13 protein-coding genes are annotated in these 15,432 nt (G+C 62.2%); 4 read left to right on the forward strand and 9 right to left on the reverse strand.

Annotated features, from left to right (window positions below):
• Positions 1-129 precede the first annotated feature (129 nt).
• The 7 genes from holA to ISP19_RS14000 all read right to left on the reverse strand — a co-directional run bounded on the left by holA (position 130) and on the right by ISP19_RS14000 (position 8,142).
• Positions 130-1,140 (reverse strand): DNA polymerase III subunit delta, encoded by a 1,011-nt coding sequence (gene holA / locus ISP19_RS13970; protein ID WP_204683028.1) that lies wholly within the window; start codon positions 1,138-1,140, stop codon positions 130-132.
• Positions 1,141-1,145: 5 nt separating this feature from the next.
• Complete coding sequence (locus ISP19_RS13975; RefSeq protein WP_204683029.1) at positions 1,146-1,736, reverse strand: LPS-assembly lipoprotein LptE; 591 nt, start codon at positions 1,734-1,736, stop codon at positions 1,146-1,148.
• A 5-nt stretch (positions 1,737-1,741) separates the two neighbouring features.
• Entirely contained in the window at positions 1,742-4,369 is a 2,628-nt protein-coding gene (leuS, locus tag ISP19_RS13980; protein WP_204683030.1) for a leucine--tRNA ligase, read from the reverse strand.
• Between the two features lie 216 nt (positions 4,370-4,585).
• Positions 4,586-5,197 (reverse strand): PqiC family protein, encoded by a 612-nt coding sequence (locus tag ISP19_RS13985; RefSeq protein WP_204683031.1) that lies wholly within the window; start codon positions 5,195-5,197, stop codon positions 4,586-4,588.
• A complete protein-coding gene (locus tag ISP19_RS13990) occupies positions 5,194-6,876 on the reverse strand; it encodes a PqiB family protein (RefSeq protein WP_204683032.1) in 1,683 nt (560 codons plus the stop codon). The genes ISP19_RS13985 and ISP19_RS13990 overlap by 4 nt, the downstream gene beginning before the upstream one ends.
• The gene (locus ISP19_RS13995; protein WP_204683033.1) at positions 6,869-7,492 is read right to left on the reverse strand and encodes a paraquat-inducible protein A; all 624 of its coding nucleotides are present in this window, start codon (positions 7,490-7,492) and stop codon (positions 6,869-6,871) included. Before ISP19_RS13995 ends, ISP19_RS13990 begins: the two co-directional genes overlap by 8 nt.
• On the reverse strand, positions 7,489-8,142 hold the full coding sequence (locus ISP19_RS14000) for a paraquat-inducible protein A (RefSeq protein WP_204683034.1): 654 nt from the start codon (positions 8,140-8,142) through the stop codon (positions 7,489-7,491). The genes ISP19_RS13995 and ISP19_RS14000 overlap by 4 nt, the downstream gene beginning before the upstream one ends.
• A 251-nt stretch (positions 8,143-8,393) precedes the next feature.
• Here ISP19_RS14000 and trxA point away from each other — a divergent pair, with 251 nt between their 5' ends.
• The gene (gene trxA, locus ISP19_RS14005) at positions 8,394-9,263 is read left to right on the forward strand and encodes a thioredoxin (RefSeq protein WP_204683035.1); all 870 of its coding nucleotides are present in this window, start codon (positions 8,394-8,396) and stop codon (positions 9,261-9,263) included.
• 172 nt (positions 9,264-9,435) lie between these two features.
• Positions 9,436-9,921 (forward strand): DUF4442 domain-containing protein, encoded by a 486-nt coding sequence (locus ISP19_RS14010; RefSeq protein WP_204683036.1) that lies wholly within the window; start codon positions 9,436-9,438, stop codon positions 9,919-9,921.
• Positions 9,922-10,174: 253 nt separating this feature from the next.
• Here ISP19_RS14010 and ISP19_RS14015 read toward each other — a convergent pair whose 3' ends face one another.
• Entirely contained in the window at positions 10,175-10,972 is a 798-nt protein-coding gene (locus ISP19_RS14015) for an SDR family oxidoreductase (protein WP_204683037.1), read from the reverse strand.
• A 158-nt stretch (positions 10,973-11,130) separates the two neighbouring features.
• On the opposite strand from ISP19_RS14015, the gene ISP19_RS14020 reads away from it, so the two are divergent.
• Entirely contained in the window at positions 11,131-11,808 is a 678-nt protein-coding gene (locus ISP19_RS14020) for a DUF502 domain-containing protein (RefSeq protein ID WP_204683038.1), read from the forward strand.
• Entirely contained in the window at positions 11,805-13,613 is a 1,809-nt protein-coding gene (locus ISP19_RS14025) for a M14 family metallopeptidase (protein WP_204683039.1), read from the forward strand. The genes ISP19_RS14020 and ISP19_RS14025 overlap by 4 nt, the downstream gene beginning before the upstream one ends.
• Positions 13,614-13,744: 131 nt before the next feature.
• Here ISP19_RS14025 and ISP19_RS14030 read toward each other — a convergent pair whose 3' ends face one another.
• Positions 13,745-15,367: a multicopper oxidase family protein gene (locus ISP19_RS14030; RefSeq protein ID WP_284384690.1), complete on the reverse strand. Its 1,623-nt coding sequence runs from the start codon at positions 15,365-15,367 to the stop codon at positions 13,745-13,747.
• Positions 15,368-15,432 lie beyond the last annotated feature (65 nt).

Raw genomic sequence — 15,432 nt, forward strand, 5'->3', positions numbered from 1 at the left:
GCAGAATTGCTATCTCCTCGCGGTTTTTAGAGAAATACGCCCGCGCAAGAAGAACATTCATGGCAGGCCTCGACCGCTTGGCCCAGCCCTTTTCCCGACAAGGAGCCGGAAAAGAACGGGCCGGCGTGTTCATGCCAGCGCCCTGGCCGCGCGCGGCTCGGCGATCGCCGCGATCAGCCGCTGGGTTTCCAGCCATGCGTCGCCAGCTTCGCGCCCTTTGGCGATTCGGTCGATACGCGCGGCGCGCGCCAGGCATTGCATCCAGTGTTCGCGGGGGGCGCGGCGCAACGCTTTGCGGAAAAGCTGTTCGCGTGCCGGCCATAGACGCTCTGCACGTGCCTGCGCGGCGAAGTCATGGGCATTGGCCAGACGCAGGGCGAGCTGGAGCTGATTGACCAGCCAGCCCATCAAGGCAATCAGTTCTTCACCCTCGGCGTGCAGGCCGTCGAGAATGCGCAAGGCACGCGCGCCATCGCCACCCAGCGCCGCATCGGTCAGCTTGAAGGCATCGTAACGGGCACTGTCGGCGACCAGATGTTCCATCTCGGCTGCATCGATCTTGCCTTGTCCGTGCAACACCGCCAGCTTGTCGATTTCCTGGGCGGCGGCAAGCAGATTGCCTTCCACGCGCTCAGCCAGCAGGGAGACTGCTTCGGGCACCGCACTCAATCCGCGCGAAGCGAGGCGTGTGCCAATCCAGGCTTCCCATTCGTTCGGCCGTGGCGCGTTGAACACCACCATGCTGCCGACACTGTCGACTTGCTTGGTCCACGCGCCGTCGTGCTTGTTGCTCCACTCCACCGCGGTAATCAGCAGGCTGACGTCCGGTGGCGGATTGCCGCAGAACTCCGTGATGGCCTTGGCGCCTTCTACGCCGGGACGACCGGTGGGCAGACGCAGATCGAGCAGACGGCGCGTGGCGAACAAGGACATTCCCGCAGCCGAGCGCGCCAGTTCATCCCAGTCGAAGTGCGCGCCGACATCCAGCACATCACGCTCGGTGTAACCGAGCTTGCGTGCTTGTGCGCGCAGGGCATCCGCTGCTTCCAGCACCAGCAATTCCTCGCCGGCCAGCAGGTATACCGGGCTCAGGCTGTCGGCAGCCAGCGCCTTTTGCCACTGCGCGGGGTTAAGCGGCATGGGGATTAATCTTGGTCCAAAGGTGTCGAGTATTGGGTCGGCTCTTGGGTGGTGCTGGCATCGGCGGGCAACGGACCTGCCGCCTTCGCCGCCGCTGCTTCACCGTTCCTGGCAACCGCCTGCAGACGGAACAGCAAGGCCTGAACCGCGTCATCGATCAAGCTGCCCTGGATCTGCTCTGACTGTGCCTGCGTGCCGACCGGCTGGCTGGCGTCGTAACTGTATTCACGCTGCAGATCGATGGTTTCCAAGGGAACGATGGTCTGGCCTTGCGGATCCACTGCGGTAAATGCCACGTGGTAGCGCACCGCGTATTCGGTCACCTGAGCCGCGCCGCTGATCGTCAGGCTCTGGACCGCGAAGTTCTGCGCCGGAACACGAAGTTCGGCAATGCCCGGGCCGCCCTTGTCTTCCAGCACCACATTCGAGGCGAGCAAGGCGCGCGCCAGCTTGCGTTGGAAATCACCGCCGCCGCCTACCGTCAGATGCACGCGCTGCATGCTCTTGGGCAAGGCCGCGCTGCCACGCAGATGGAAACCGCAAGCCGCAAGTGCACAGAAGGACAGCAGCAACAGAGATTTCGATACGCGAGTCATGCATTTCATCCTGCGACGATGTTGACGATCTTGCCGGGTACCACGATCACCTTGCGCACGGCCTGACCTTCCAGGAAAGCCGCCACATTGGGATTGGCGCGGGCCAAGGCTTCGGCTTCTTCTTTCGACGCATTGGCAGGCACGTCGATGGTACCGCGCAGCTTGCCATTGACCTGAACGGCCAGGGTCAGCGAATCGCGTACCAGCGCATTCGAATCGGCCTTGGGCCAAGGCTGGTCGTCCAGCACCCGCTGCGGATGACCCAGCGCCTGCCACAGCGCGTGGCTGACGTGCGGCACCACCGGGTTGAGCAGCAACACCATGGTTTCCAGCACTTCGTGGCGTACCGCGCGGCCCTGGTCGCTCTGATCGCTGAACTTGTTGACCGCGTTGAGCAGCTCCATCAGCGAGGCGATGGCGGTGTTGAAGGCATGGCGGCGGCCGAAATCGTCGCTGACCTTCTGAATGGTTTCGTGCAACTGGCGACGCAGCGCTTTCTGGCCCGCATCGAGCGCGGCGGGATCGACTTCCGGATGATCCGGCTGGCCGACGTGCGTGATCACCTCGCGCCAGAAGCGGCGCAGGAAGCGCGCCATGCCTTCCACGCCGGCCTCGCTCCATTCCAGCGACTGCTCCGGCGGTGCCGCGAACATGGAGAACAGGCGCACGGTGTCCGCGCCGAATTTTTCCACCATGGTCTGCGGATCAACGCCGTTGTTCTTGGACTTGGACATCTTCTCGGTGCCGCCGATCTGCACCGGCTTGCCGTCCGCCTTCAGCAGCGCGCCGATCACCCGCGCTTTTTCATCGCGCTGGATGTCGACGTCGGCCGGATTGATCCAATCCTTCGAACCGTCGGCGTTCTCGCGATAGAAGGTTTCGGCAATCACCATGCCCTGACACAGCAGGTTGGTAGCCGGCTCGTCCGACTTAACCAGACCCGCGTCGCGCATCAGCTTGTGATAGAAGCGGAAGTACAGCAGGTGCAGGATCGCGTGCTCGATACCGCCGATGTACTGATCCACCGGCAGCCAGTAATTGGCACGCTCGTCCACCTGGCCGTTCGCACCTGGACTGGTGTAGCGCGCGTAGTACCAGCTCGATTCCATGAAGGTGTCGAAGGTATCGGTTTCGCGCTCAGCCGGGCCGCCGCACTGCGGACAGGTGGTCTTGCGCCATGCGGGATCGGCCTTGATCGGCGATTGCACGCCGGAGAAGGCCACATCTTCCGGCAGCACCACCGGCAACTGGTCTTCCGGTACCGGTACCGCTTCGCACTTGGGGCAATAGATCACCGGGATCGGGCAGCCCCAGTAGCGCTGGCGGCTGACACCCCAGTCGCGCAGGCGCCAGTTGACGCGGCGCAGGCCCTTGCCGCTCGCTTGCAAGGTGTCAGCGAGAAAGTCGAATGCCTCGCGGTAATTCTTGCCGTCCAGCGCGCCGGAGTTGATCACGCGCATATCGGCGCGCGTCTTGTCCGAATACCAATCCTGCCACTGCTGCGGGTCGTAGTCGGCGCCGCCGACCGCGATCACCTGCCTGATCGGCAAGTGGTATTTGTGCGCGAACTGGAAATCGCGTTCGTCGTGGCCGGGCACCGCCATCACCGCGCCGGTGCCGTAGCCCATCAGTACGAAATTGGCGACCCACACCGGCAGCTTGTCGCCGGTAATCGGATGGATCGCGAACAGGCCGGTCGGCATGCCGCGTTTTTCCTGGGTTTCCAGCTCGGCTTCGGAGACGCCGCCGTGCTTGAGTTCATCCAGGAAGGCAGCCAGCTGCGGATTGCTCCTGGCGGCTTTCAGCGCCAGCGGATGTTCGCCGGCGATCGACACGAAGGTCACACCCATCAAGGTGTCAGGACGCGTGGTGAAAACGGTAAGCGGCTCGGCTTCGTTTTCCACCGCGAAATGGATTTCCAAACCTTCGCTGCGGCCGATCCAGTTGCGCTGCATGGTTTTCACCGCGTCCGGCCAGCCGGGCAGCGTGTCCAGGCCGTCGAGCAGTTCCTGCGCGTAATCGGTGATCTTGAGGAACCACTGCGGGATCTCGCGCTTTTCCACCAGCGCGCCGGAACGCCAGCCACGGCCGTCGATCACCTGCTCATTGGCGAGCACGGTCTGGTCGACCGGATCCCAATTCACTACCGCATTCTTGCGATAGGCCAGGCCCTTCTTCATCAGCCGGGTGAACATCTGCTGTTCCCAGCGGTAGTAATCCGGGCGGCAGGTGGCGAATTCGCGCGACCAGTCGATGGCGTAGCCCAGCGACTTGAGCTGGTCGCGCATGTGGTCGATGTTCTTGTAGGTCCACTTGGCCGGCGCGGTGTTGTTCTTGATCGCGGCGTTTTCCGCTGGCAGGCCGAACGCGTCCCAGCCCATCGGCTGCAGCACGTTCTTGCCGTTCATGCGCTGGAAGCGGCTGATCACGTCGCCGATGGTGTAGTTGCGCACGTGACCCATGTGCAGCGCGCCGGACGGGTACGGCAGCATGGCGAGGCAGTAGTACTTAGGACGGGAGGTATCCTCCTTGACCTCGTACGCGTGCTGCGCGTTCCAATACTGCTGGGCAGCGGATTCCACCGCCTGCGGGTTGTAGTCGTTGTGGGAACCCTGGTCTTGAATGTCCTGCATGATCCGGCGCCGTTATGCGTTTTCGCCAGCACAGGGCGTTCGTCGCCGTGTGCTGTGTTGAACGCGGCAGACTAGCAGAAATGGTGGGTGGCTTGGATTGCCGTCCGGCGGCGTGGGTTGGGTTATCCCTGGACGTGATCGGGGGATAACCCAACGAATACGGACGATGGGTTGGGTTACGCCGCGCCACCCCACGCTACGCTGGCGTGTTCAAGGTCAAGAAGCTGGACAGGCGGGAGAGCTGCCCGCCGCCAGGGCCGGCGCAACGCTGGCGATCTGATTGGCCAGCTCGGACAGGGCCTGCTGATGGGCGGCGACCAGCCCGTCATAGCCCTGCCCCGGACTCTCGCTTATGCGGCTGCTGCAGGTGAGCACGGTGTCACCCTTGAGCGGACGGACCGACCACGTGGCCTCGATCAGCGCGTAGTTTCCCGGCGAGGAATCGAAACGGCGCAGATCGACCTTGATACGCACGACCGGCTTGCCATCGACCGGAAGGCCACTGCCGATATCCCGCGCGTTCAACTGGCGCGACAGATCGACCGACAACGCACCACGCACCTCATCGGCCAATGGCGCGATCCAGCGTTCGCCATCCAGCAAAGCCACGGCCTGACCACCTTCCCGCACGACGAGTTGCGGCACATCGTTCTGCGCGGGAATGCCTACGGGCAGCAATTCAAACTGAAAGGCGGCCGGCGGTACGGCCGGTGCGGATTGAGCACTGTCCGGCGCAGCAATGAGTGTGTAGTAGTGCACCGGCGCCGAGGCACAGGCTGCCAGCGCCGCCGCGCCGAATGCCGCCATCAGGTGTCGCATACGAATCATGGCTTGCTCCCTTGCTGCGGCTGGGCGGTAGGTGTGGCGGCCGGGGCCGGCAATGGCGCATCGGCACTGCGTCCGCGAATCAGCGAACTGGGATGCGTATCGAGGTAATCAGTCAGTGTGCGCAGCGAACGGGCCATGCGCTGCAGTTCCTGCAAGGTGCTGGTGAGGTTCTGCTGCAATGGCGAATCCGGTGACAACGCGTTGTTAGCCGTACCAAGCGTCTGGTTGGCGCCCTTGAGCGTGCCCTGGAATTGCGGCAGCACCTGCTCGTTGACCTGGGTCAACGTCTTGTTGAGCGAAGCCAGGCTCTGGTTGAGATTGTTGCCGATGCTGTCGAACGGGATCTTCTCGATCTTGTCGACGATATCGGCCAACTGCTCCTGCAATTTGTCGAAGTTGCCCGGCGCGGTGGGAATTTCCAGCGGATGCGCATTCGGATCGTAGCTCGCCTTGGGCGGGTTCTTGATGAAATCCAGCGAAATGAACAACTGACCGGTAAGCAGGTTGCCGACCTTCGCCTGCGCGCGCAGCCCATGCGCGACGAGGGTGCCGATCATGTGGGACATGTCGTCATTGTCGCCATGCGACTTGGCCACCGCGGCCAGCTTCTGATGGGCGGCGCCCAGGCGATCCGGATAGATGACGGCGCCGACCAGGATCGGGAAATCCCCGGTCTTTTCGTCGTAATCCATACGGATCGACACCACGCTGCCGATGTTCATGCCGAGGAACTCGACCGGGGCCCCCACCGCCAAGCCACGCACCGGCTTATTGAAGCGCATGCGGATGAAATGCGGCTCGCCATCCGGCGGCGCCATCGCATTGGCCTGGGTGTCGAACAAGGTAAAGACAGCGTTCTCTGAAGCGGATTCCAGACCGGGATGCGGCCCGGGTGGATCCTGAAAGGCCACACCGCCGGCCAGCACGGTGGCCAGCGATTGCGTATTGAGCTTGAGGCCGTCCGCGCTCAGCGACACATCAACCCCGCTGGCGTTCCAGAAGCGCGCGTCGGTGCTCACGAATTTGTCATAGGGGCTCTCGATGAAGACCTGCACCGTCACGCCCTTGCCATCGTTATTGAGCTTGTAGGACGCCACGCGCCCCACCTGCAGGCGCCGGAAATACACCGGCGAGCCAATATCGAGCGATCCCAGATCGCCCGAGTGCAGGATGAAGCTCTTGCCTTGTTCGTCATGCGTGACCGAAGGAGGCGTCTCCAGGCCGACAAAATCCGTCTGCTCCTGCTGGGAGTCCCCCACATCCACGCCGATGAAGGAGCCGGACAGCAAGGTATCGATACCCGAGACCCCGCCGAGCCCGATGCGCGGACGCACTACCCAGAACCGCGTATCGGCCACGGCAATGCCGGCCGCGCTCTTTTCCAGATCCACCTTGACGATCACATGCCGGCGATCGGGACTCAGGCGGATGGTGGTCACCTTGCCAATCACGACGTCCTTGTATTTCACCACCGTCTTGCCGGGATCCAGACCTTCGGCGGTCTGGAAGCTGATGCTGATCTTCGGCCCCTGCTGCATCCACGCACTGATGACCAGTGACAGGCCAACCAGGGCCGCCACGATCGGTACCAGCCAGATCAGCGATGCATTGATGCGGCGATGCCGCACCACCGGCTCCGGCAGGCCATCTCCCAGGCTGGGTTTGTTTTCGTCAGTCATCTTCTTCCTTGCAGTCCCATATCAGGCGCGGATCAAAACTCATGGAAGCCAACATGGTGAGCACCACGGTCAAGCCGAAATACACCACACCGGGCAAAGGCTCCACCTCACTGAAGAAGCCGAACTGCACCAGCGCGGTCAACAGCGACACCACGAACACATCCAGCATCGACCAATAACCGATGAACTCCACCAGGCGATACAACCTGGCCCGCTGGATGCGCGCCCAGTTGGTGCCGCAGTGCACGGCCAGCAGCAAGGTACTGAGGACCAGGAACTTCATCATCGGCACCACGATGCTGGCGGTGAACACGATAACGGCAAGCCCCGGCGACCCCTTGACCCACAGCTCGATCACGCCGCTGAGGATGGTGTTGTCGTCCGCATCGCCCAGGCTCGCCGTGCGCATGATCGGCATCACATTGGCCGGAATGTACAGGATGAAGGCTGCAATCAGCAGCGCCCAGGTCCGCATGCGGCTATTGGGCTTGCGCCGATGCAACGCGCTGCCGCAACGCGGACAGGCGGCATCGGGAATCTGCGTATCGCGGCAGACCAGGCCGCATACATGGCAGCCGATCAGTCCCAGCTCATGCGCCCGCGGCATGGCGCTCACGATGCGTTCTCCGCGGCTGGAATCGTGTCCCACAGCCGGCGCAGATCGATGCCGGAAAAGATGGTAATCAACCCGGCCAGGGCGGCATAGGCGAACACGCCCGTGTCAGGACTGACATCGAAATACAGCTGAGCCTTGACGATCGACACCAGCACGCCGAGCACAAACACCTCGCTCATGGTCCACGGATGGATGTAATGCAGCACAATCATCAGCTGCTTGAAGCCAGGCGCCCGCCGCCCTTGCTGGGCATGGACAAGCAGCCAGCCCAGCACCAGCATCTTGCACAGCGGGAAGAAAAACAGCGTGCCCGCCGCCAGCACCGCCACGACCTGCGCGTGCTGACGCCACATCATGAGAATGACGCCCCATAGCCTGGTGTGAATCTGCTCGCCATTGAGCCCCAGCGTCATGATCGGCCAGACATTGGCCAGCACAAACACCACCATCACCGTCGCCACCAGCGCCAGCATGGCATTGAGGCCGATCCGCTGATGCCGCTCCAGCACGGCGTCGCAGCGCGCGCAACGGGCGACGTCGCCACGCGCCAGCGAGCGGCGGCGATACACCGTGTCACAGTGCTCGCAGATCAACAGCGCCGAGGACGACGCTGACGGTACATGCCCGGGATGGGAAGTCGGTGGATTCATGCCGCCAATTCTCGCAAATCCTCAGCAAGCGTGGCGCACTTGATATGCTCCGCGCAGCCCCGATTTTTGTGGGGATAATCCTGCTGATCCATTCTCCGCAGGTGCCAGCGGCCCTGACTATCCGCATCCCGTCGGCCCATCATCGCGACCGAAGGCGGCCTGCCTTCGTCGATGCTCCAGGGGGCGGCGAACAACACTGGGCCGGCGACATCTACGGAGAATGGATCTGATCATCGTTTAAGGAGCCGCTTGTGAACACCGCCGTCGCCACTCCGCACATATTTGATGTGACCACCGACAATTTTGAAGCCGATGTGCTCCAAGGGTCGCTCAAGACCCCGGTGCTGGTGGATTTCTGGGCAACCTGGTGCGGCCCCTGCAAATCCCTTGGCCCGTTGCTGGAAAAGCTGGCCAACGAATACAACGGCGCCTTCCGCCTGGCCAAGGTCGATGTCGACAAGAATCAGGAACTGGCTGGAATGTTCGGTATCCGCAGCATTCCCACGGTCATGCTGGTGAAAGACGGCCAGATTGCCGACGGCTTCGCCGGCGCACTGCCGGAAGGCCAACTGCGCGAGTTCCTGTCCCGCCACGTGCAACCGCTGGACGGCGATATCGAGGATGCCGCCGAAGACGAAACCTTGCTGGAATCGCCCGAGCAGGCCATCAACCGCCTGCAACAGGAGATCGCCGCCGATCCCGGCCGCGCCGAGCTCAAGCTCGACCTGGCCATTGCCCTGGCCCAGGCCGGACATGCTTCCGCCGCTGAAGCCGAGCTCAACGCCCTGCCCGCCAACCTGGCCACGGATTCACGTGCGGTTCGCCTGCGCAGCCAGCTCGATCTGGTGCGTTCGCTTGAAGGCACGCCTTCGCTGGACGTTTTGCAGCAACGCGTGCACACCAATCCGCAAGACTGGGAAGCGCACGATCTGCTGGGCGTACGCCTGCTGCTCGGCAACGATCCGGCCACCGGATTGGAGCATTGGCTGCTGCTGCTCGAAAAAGCACGCGACTGGAACGAAGGCCAGGCCAAGAAGCGTCTGCTGGCGGCATTCAATACGCTCGATGATGCCGAGCTGGTCGGCCGTTATCGCCGACGGATGGCGTCGCTGCTGTTCTGACCGGAAACGGCAGTGTCCTTGGCAAATTGCACAGTTTTTCAGGCTCGTTGAAACGCGGCACCTAAGCGCGTCGCGTTTCACATCCCCGACTCTCCCTTCTCGCGAACAGCCCCCGCAAAACCACCATACGCTTAAGTATGGTAGGCTGAGTACTCCTCCCGGAGCACTCCCCATGCGCGCATCCACTTTCCGCCGCCTGCTGAATGTGTGGCCACCGTTCCTGTTCAACAGCATTCGCGTATTGAGCCTGGCCGATGACTACACCGAGGCGCGTGTGGTGCTGCGCCTGCGGCCCTGGAACCGTAATTACGTGCGGGCACAGTTCGGTGGCAACCTGTTCGCGATGACCGACCCGTTCTGGATGCTGCTGATCCTGCAACATCTGGGCAACGATCACTACGTGTGGGATAAAGCCGGCGCGATCGATTTCGTCGCGCCCGGCCGCAGCGATGTGTATGCGCACTTCAAGCTGGAATCCACTGTGCTGGATGAGCTGCGCGCCGCCGCGGCCGGCGGCGAGAAAGTGCTGCACTGGTTCGAAGTGCAGATCAAAACCGCGGCTGGCGAAGTTATCGCCATCGTGCGCAAGCAGATCTATGTACGCCTGAAGCCACGCGAGCGCCCCCGGGAAACGCTGACCCCTTCTAGGGCCTGTTAGCACTATTGGCGTGGCCCGCGCCGGGACCTGTTTGCGCGCCAGCCAAGGAAGAGCGAGGGAGTGTACGTCGGCACACGACTGAGCGATGACGCCGGATGGCGGGCAAACAGACCCGGCCCTGCGGGTTGCCATGGAGTGGCCGCCATGCGGTAGCGCGCGGCTTGACTTGGCAGCCAGCCAAGCCGGTGCCACGCACTACCACCTGACGGCCACTCCACGGCAACGCGAGCTACGCCAATAGTGCTAACAGGCCCTACGTTGGCGTAGCCGCCGAGCCGGCCAGGATACCGCCGTCGATATTGAGCTCGGTGCCGGTCATGTAGGCTGCCTCGTCGGAAGCCAGCAGCACTGCCAGCGCGGCAACTTCCTCGGGCGTTCCAAAGCGCCGCATGGGCGTGTCCTGCACGCAGGCGCGCATATTCGTTTCGCGTTCCGGGCCACGCCCCAGCATCGGCTCCCACATCGGCGTGAGAATCGCCGCGGGATGGATCGAATTGCAGCGAATCGCCAGGCCTTGTTCCGCGCAATACAAAGCAACCGTCTTGGTGTGATTGCGCACCGCTGCCTTCGAGGATGCATAGGCTGCCGCGGCAGGAATGCCCACCAGCCCGGAGCGTGAAGAAACATTGATGATCGAACCACTGCCGTGCTCACGCATGGCGCGAATCGCCTGCCGGCAGCCGAGGAAAACACCATCGAGATTGGTGCGGTGGACCGCATGCCAATCGTCCAACGAAGCATGCTCGGGATCATGCAGGCGCATGCCATCCTCCAGTCCCGTCACGCCAGCGTTGTTGACCAGCACATCGAGCCGACCGTGATCGAGCAGAATTTGCACGATCACGCGCTTCCATGCCATCTCGACCCGTACATCCAGATGGCTGTAAGAGGCATTCGGCCCCATCGACTGCGCCGCGGCCTGCCCTTCCGCATCGCGGATATCACTGAGGATGACGATGGCGCATTCATCCACGAAAGCCCGCGCGATCGCTTCGCCAATACCACGTGCCGCGCCCGTCACAAGTGCCACCTTGCCTGCAAGACGACCCATGCGCTTCCCCTGTCCACGCTGTAAACACCCATTCTGATTCGAAGCGCTTTGGCGGCTCAAGCACGGCTTGCGGTTTCTGTGTACTGCGGCCGCGGAAAAGATTTCCGCAACCATGCCCCCTACAATGAGCCTCCTCCTCCAAACCCACCCCTATCCCTATGCAGCGGTTACGCTTCAAGCGCTACATCATCACCGGCCTGCTGACCTTCATGCCGTTGTGGGTCACCTGGCTGGTCTTCAAATTCATCCTTGGCGTGCTGGCGGAGCTGGGCGCACCACTGGTTTCGGCGTTGCTCGGCACGCTGGGCGTGGTCGCACCACAGACCGCCAACCAGCTCAGCCAGAGTTGGGAGACCTATGTCCTGGCACTGCTGCTGACCCTGGCGGCGTTGTACATGATCGGCTTTCTGGCCAACCGCGTGATCGGCCAACGTCTGCTGCTTGGCTTCGATACCTTGCTGCAGCGGATTCCACTGGTGCAGACCATCTACGGCGGCACCAAGAAGCTGATGGCGGTGCTGCAAAACAAACCCAGCGGCGTGCAGCGCGTGGTGCTGGTGGATTTCCCGCGCAAAGGCATGAAAGTCGTCGGCTTTGTCACGCGCGTCATGATCGAGGAAGGCACCGGCCGCGAGATGGCGGCCGTCTATATCCCCACCACACCCAATCCCACCGGTGGCTATCTGGAAGTGGTGCCGGTCAACGAGCTGACACCCACCGACTGGACCATGGACCAGGCCATGGCCTTTATCATCTCCGGCGGCGCCGTGGCTCCCGATACCCTGCCCGCGTCAGCCGCCAGCCTGCAAACCGACCCATCCGAGAATCGTGCATGACGAGGCGTCGCGTGTTTCTGTCCATTCTGCTGGGAGTTTTTGCCGTGACTGCCCACGCCGCCAGCCCGCAAGACAACGACTGGATCACGCCCGCCGAAACCTCGCACTTCCACACCACGCCCAGCTACGAGCAGACCCTCGCCTACCTGGAGCGCCTGCAACAGGCCGCACCCGGCAAGATCAAGCTGGAAAGCTTCGGCATCTCGCCGCAAGGCCGGCCGATGACGGTCGTGATTGCCAGCAGCGACGGCACGTTTAGCCCCGACGCAGCGCGCGCTGCGCACAAGCCGATCGTACTGGTGCAGGCCGGCATTCACCCGGGTGAGATTGAAGGCAAGGACGCCGGCTTGATGCTGTTGCGCGACATCACGGTCAAGAACAAATACCCGCACCTGCTTGATCACCTGGTGCTGGTCTACATTCCCGTCTTCAGCGTCGATGGACATGAGAACAGTTCGCCGTACAACCGCATCAACCAGAACGGCCCGGACAGCATGGGCTTCCGCGGCCAGTCGCAATACCTCAACCTCAACCGCGACTACATCAAGGCCGACGCGCCGGAAATGCTGGCGTGGCTGAAACTGTGGCAGACCTGGCTGCCGGATTTCCTGGTCGATGTGCACACCACCGATGGCGCGGATTACCAGTACGACCTGACCTGGTACACCGAGGATCCGCACAAACTCGATCCCGCCATCGCCGCCTGGCAGAACAAGACCGTCGTCGATGAAGCCATGCCCGCGTATGAAAAACTCGGCCATCTCGCCTCGATCTACCTGGAATTCAAGGACGGCCGCGATCCGCGCAAAGGCATCGAAAACTTCGGCTCCGGGCCACGCTTCTCCACCGGCTACGCCGCGCTACAGAATCGCCCTGCCCTGCTGCTCGAAACACATATGCTGAAGCCGTATGAAGTGCGCGTGCATGCAATCTACGATCTGCTGCACGTGCTGCTCGACGACATCAATCACGATCCCGCAGCACTGCTGGCCGCTACCGCCAAGGCCGATGCAGACACGATTGCCCGTGCCGAAGACGCCAATGCGACGCTGCCGTTGACCTTCAAATCCGATCCCACGCCAACTCCGTTCGAACTGAAGGGCTATGCGTTTACGCAAACGCATAGCGATATTTCCAACGACATCTGGATCCAGTACGACCCGACCAAGCCGCAAACCTATCGCATCGACAACTGGAACGGCTTGCTGCCCGACCTGTCGATCACGCCACCCGCGGCATATGTCGTGCCCGCCGAATGGACCACGATTATCGACAAGCTGAATGCCCATGGCATCGCCTATCGGCGCATCGGCCATACTATGAAAAAAGTCGACGCCGAGTCTTGCCAGCTCGATCATCCCGTCTGGGCCAGCGAACCGTTCGAAGGACACCTGATGCTGCGCAGCTTCACGCTGCGCATCGAGCCCACCGAAGTCAACTTGCCACCGGGCTCGGTGATCGTGCCGATGAATCAGCGCGCCGCCAACGTCGCCATCGAATTATTGGAACCGCAAGCACCCGACTCCCTGCTGCACTGGGGTTATCTCAACGCCATTTTCGAAGCCAAGGAATACGGCGAACCGCGCGTACTGGAAAAACTGGCGCGCGACATGATGGCGAGGGATCCACAGCTGAAGGCCGAGTTCGAGCAGAAGCTGCATGACGATCCGGCGTTTGCCGCGGATAGCCGCGCGCGCCTTGAATTCTTTTTCGAACGTTCGCCGTGGTACACCGTGCAGAGCGTGGGCCACTATCCGGTGTTGCGTCTGAATGCGGCGCAATTGGCGATACTCGGCACGAAATAAGGCCTGCAACGCCACGCGTAGGTTGGGTTAGCGCAGCGTAACCCAACGGAATTCGATCGAAGCGATAAACATCGTTGGGTTACCCCCGGATCAAGTCCGGGGTAACCCAACCCAGGCATGGCCGTACCGGCTCACGCAGCAACCACCTCAAACGGCCGCATCATCTCATTCGCCTCATGCTCCAGCAGATGGCAATGCCAGACGTACTTGCCCACATAGCCATCAAAACGCACGATGATCCGCGTGACCATCCCCGGCCATGCCTGTGCCACATCCTTCCAGCCGGCTTCTTCCGGCGGCGGGGGTTGCGCAGGGCCGGTATAGCGGATGGTCTTTGACGCCAACCATTCACCTTCGTCGAAAGGCCGCCGATCCAGAATCTGGAACCGCACCATGTGCAGATGGATCGGGTGCGTATCATCCGTAAGATTGAGCAGGCTCCAGATCTCGGTGCTGCCAAGCACCGGCTTTTCCGTCACCGGCTCGTGCCAGCGCTTGCCGTTCAACAGCATCAGCATCGGCTCGGCCACGCAGTCGTCGTATTCATCCAGCGTCATCAAGCGCTGGTTGGTCGCCGCGGATTCGGGTGTGCGCGGCACATCACGCAACACGGCAGGCACGCTGCTGGTGTCGTTGACCCGACCACTGCCGACCCGGAATTGCATGATCGGCAAGGCATCGTTGATCAGTTCCACCCGCTGGCCGGCCATCGAGGAAAAATCGATCACCAGATCGACGCGCTCAGCCGGCGCCAGCAGCACCCGGGTCTTGGTCACCGGCGCCGCCAGCAAACCCTGGTCGCTGCCGATCAGCTGGAATGAAGGCTCGCCGGCCAGCTTCAAATGGAAGAAACGCGCGTTGGCCGCATTCAATACACGGAAACGATAGCGGCGCGGTTCAACGTCGAGATAAGGCAATAGCGCACCATTGACCAGCATCGCATTGCCGAACACTTCCGACACCCACGGCGCCTCGCTGTTGCCGGACACGGGGTAATACAACTGGGCACCCTCGGTGAGCAGGCGGTCGCTCAAGGTCAGCGGAATGTCGCGCTCGCCACTCGGCAGTCCCAGCGATTGTTCATGCGCATCGCGCAGGATCAGATTGCCGAACAGGCCCGCATAGATGTTGAGCCGGTTGATGCCCATCGCGTGGTCGTGATACCAGAGCGTCGCCGCATCCTGCTGGTTCGGATACGTGTGCAGACGTGATTGGCCGGGCACGTACCAGTCATCCGGATAACCATCGCTGGCGGTCTGCACACGGGCGCCGTGCATGTGCACGATGGCACGCACTTCCGGCTTGTCTTTCTCGGCACCATGGATACGGTGATCGATCGGCAGGAAATGCTTGCTTGGCAGTTCATTGCGCCATTCAATGCGCATGGGCACCCCGCTTTGCGCTTCGATGGTCGGGCCCGGCATGCAGCCGCCATACGTCCATACTCGTGTGGGAGGCAGATCGCGATGCAGGCGCTGCTCGGTTTCCTTCATATCGACACGCACCAGCGTGCCCTGATCGGCACGCAGCACCGGCGGCAACGGCAAGGGGTCGACAAACGGCGCCAGCTTGGTCGGATCAAGCAGCAGCGGCACATGGGTCTGATCTTGCACCAGATGCTTGCACAACATGCTGCCGCCCATCTTCGGCTTTGGCATCGACTGCATGTCGTGCGCCAGCATGCTTGCGGGCCACGCACTTGCACCCAGACCGAACATGGACCATTTCAGGAAATCGCGACGTGATGGAGGCACTGTGTAGATTCCTTGGAAAGCAAAAAAGCATCGCCCCACCGGAATGGGGCGATGCACGATCGCTT

Origin of the sequence: Dyella flava (genome assembly GCF_016904955.1) — a bacterium.
GTDB lineage: Bacteria > Pseudomonadota > Gammaproteobacteria > Xanthomonadales > Rhodanobacteraceae > Dyella_B > Dyella_B flava.